This is a genomic window from Mesorhizobium sp. M7A.F.Ca.CA.001.04.2.1, assembly GCF_003998485.1.
Taxonomy (GTDB): domain Bacteria; phylum Pseudomonadota; class Alphaproteobacteria; order Rhizobiales; family Rhizobiaceae; genus Mesorhizobium; species Mesorhizobium ciceri.
Genome location: NZ_RZQT01000261.1, coordinates 1 through 2,677, shown reverse-complemented (window position 1 = coordinate 2,677; position 2,677 = coordinate 1). Strand labels below are relative to the sequence as shown.

The following is a 2,677-nucleotide window of genomic DNA, read 5'->3' as shown; positions in this document are numbered from 1 at the left end:
GGTCGGCGGCGTCGCCGAGCAGCTCGGCTCCGACACCTTCCTGCACGTCCAGGCCGACGGCGTCGGTCCGCTGACCGTGCGCGCCGACGGCGAACTCGGCGTCCATCACGGCGACACCATTTACCTGACACCAGACAAGGCCAAGCTGCATCGCTTTGGCGCCGACGGAAAGGCAATCTGAACATGCGACTGGCCGGCAAATCCGCGCTGATCACGGGTTCGGCCCGCGGCATCGGCAGAGCCTTCGCCGAAGCCTATGCCGGCGAAGGCGCAACCGTCGCCATCGCCGACATCAATCTCGAGGCTGCGCAGAAGACGGCCGCAGAGATTGGCGGCAAGGCCTATGCGGTCAAGCTCGACGTCACCGACCTCGCCTCGATCGAGGCGGCGGTGAAAGCCGTAGAGACGAAGACCGGTGGCCTCGATATCCTGATCAACAACGCCGCCCTGTTCGACCTGGCGCCGATCGTCGAAATCACCAGGGCAAGCTACGACAAGTTGTTTTCCGTCAATGTCGCCGGCACGCTGTTCATGCTGCAGGCAGCCGCCCGCTCGATGATCGCGCGAGGCAAGGGCGGCAGGATCATCAACATGGCGAGCCAGGCCGGACGGCGCGGCGAGGCGCTGGTCGGCGTCTATTGCGCCACCAAGGCCGCCGTCATCTCGCTGACCCAGTCGGCGGGGCTCGACCTGATCAAGCACCGCATCAACGTCAACGCGATTGCCCCTGGCGTCGTCGACGGCGAGCACTGGGATCACGTCGATTCGCTGTTCGCCAAATATGAGAACCGGCCGAGGGGCGAGAAGAAGAAACTGGTCGGCGAGGCGGTGCCGTATGGCCGCATGGGCACGGCACAGGACCTCACCGGCATGGCTGTGTTTCTCGCCAGCAGCGACGCCGAATACATCGTCGCCCAGACCTACAATGTCGATGGCGGCCAGTGGATGAGTTGAGGGCGGGGGACGGCCTCTGCTCCTCGTCCCTCCGCGGGGAGCAGAGGCCGACTTCAGCGGGCGCGTAGCAAGTGCCACCCCTTATCCTCTCCCCGACGGGGAGAGGAGCGTAACGAAGGCCGAAACCCGGCCAAAGGGTAAAACAGATGACCGTGAAACTCTCGTCCTCTAACCTCTCCAAGCTGCCCGCCAACGTCGCAGGTCCTAAGTATGACCGCGCGACGCTGAAGGCCGGCATCGTGCATTTCGGCGTCGGCAATTTCCACCGCTCGCATCAGGCCGTCTATCTCGACGATCTGTTCAATGCGGGCATCGGCCATGACTGGGCGCTGATCGGTGCCGGCGTGTTCGACGGTGAAAAGATCGGCCGCGCCAAGCTGGAAGAGCAGGACTGGCTGACCACGGTGGTCGAGCAGGACTCTGGCCATATGAATACCCGTGTGACCGGCGCGATGATCGACTTCCTGATGCCCGGCGATGCGGCCGGTGTCATCGAACGGCTTACCGACCCGGCGATCAAGATCGTTTCGCTGACCATCACCGAAGGCGGCTACTTCATCGACCCGGCTTCCGGCGTGTTCAACCCGACCCATCCCGACATCGTTGCCGATGCGCAGCCCGGCGCCACGCCGAAGACGGTGTTCGGCATCATTCTTGCCGGGCTGGTGCGCCGCCGCGATGAAGGCACCGTGCCGTTCACCGTGATGTCGTGCGACAACATTCCCCACAATGGCCATGTCACCTCCGACGGCGTCATCGGCCTGGCCCGTTTGATCGACCAGGATCTGGCGAACTGGCTCAGCGAGCATGTCGCTTTTCCGAACGGCATGGTCGATCGCATCACGCCGGCCACCACCGACCGCGAGCGCGGCATCCTGGCCAAGGATTTCGGCCTCGAGGACAACTGGCCGGTGTTCTGCGAGCCGTTCCGGCAGTGGGTGCTGGAGGACCATTTCACCGATGGCCGGCCGCCGCTGGAAAAGGTCGGCGTGCAGTTCGTCAAAGACGTTGCGCCTTATGAACTGATGAAAATCCGCATCCTCAATGGCGGCCATGCAGCGATCGCCTATCCGGCCGGCCTGATGGACATCCATTTCGTGCATGAGGCGATGCAGGAGCCGCTGGTGAGCGGTTTTCTGGCCAAGCTCGAACGGGACGAAATCATCCCGACGGTGCCGCCGGTGCCGGACACGGTTCTGGAAGACTATTACCAGCTCATCGAGAGCCGCTTCTCCAACCCGAAGATCGGCGACACGGTGCGCCGGCTCTGCCTCGACGGCTCCAACCGCCAGCCGAAGTTCATCATCCCGACCATCGCCGACCGGCTGAAGGCTGGGAAAAGCGTCGCCGGCCTGGCCCTGGAATCGGCATTGTGGTGCCGCTACTGCTTCGGCACGACGGACAGCGGCGCCGTCATCGAGCCCAACGACCCGAGTTGGGACCGGCTACAGGCGACGGCAAAGGCAGCAAAGGACGCTCCCGCCGCCTGGCTCGCCATGGAGGACATCTATGGCGATGTCGGCCGCGCAACGGCGTTTGTCGAGGCCTTTGCCCATGCGCTCAACGTGCTGTGGGCGAATGGCGCGCGCGCCACGCTGACGCGCTACCTCGCCGGCAAGCTCTGAGAGCCATTCTCGGCCATGACGCCTGAACTGGTCATTTTCGACTGCGATGGCGTGCTGGTCGACAGCGAGGCGCTCTCCGTCTCGGCGCTGCTCGGCAT

The 2,677-nt window shown here is 64.3% G+C and carries 3 protein-coding genes and 1 pseudogene; all 4 read left to right on the top strand.

What is annotated here, in order from left to right:
* Positions 1-181 (top strand): TOBE domain-containing protein (locus EN955_RS34260; protein ID WP_164769969.1); only part of this gene is annotated, 181 nt, incomplete at its 5' end.
* A 2-nt stretch (positions 182-183) separates the two neighbouring features.
* Entirely contained in the window at positions 184-954 is a 771-nt protein-coding gene (locus tag EN955_RS34255; protein WP_013528417.1) for an L-iditol 2-dehydrogenase, read from the top strand.
* Between the two features lie 146 nt (positions 955-1,100).
* On the top strand, positions 1,101-2,579 hold the full coding sequence (locus tag EN955_RS34250; RefSeq protein WP_127218762.1) for a mannitol dehydrogenase family protein: 1,479 nt from the start codon (positions 1,101-1,103) through the stop codon (positions 2,577-2,579).
* 15 nt (positions 2,580-2,594) lie between these two features.
* Positions 2,595-2,677 (top strand): annotated as a pseudogene (locus EN955_RS36005) (hydrolase); the annotation flags it as partial.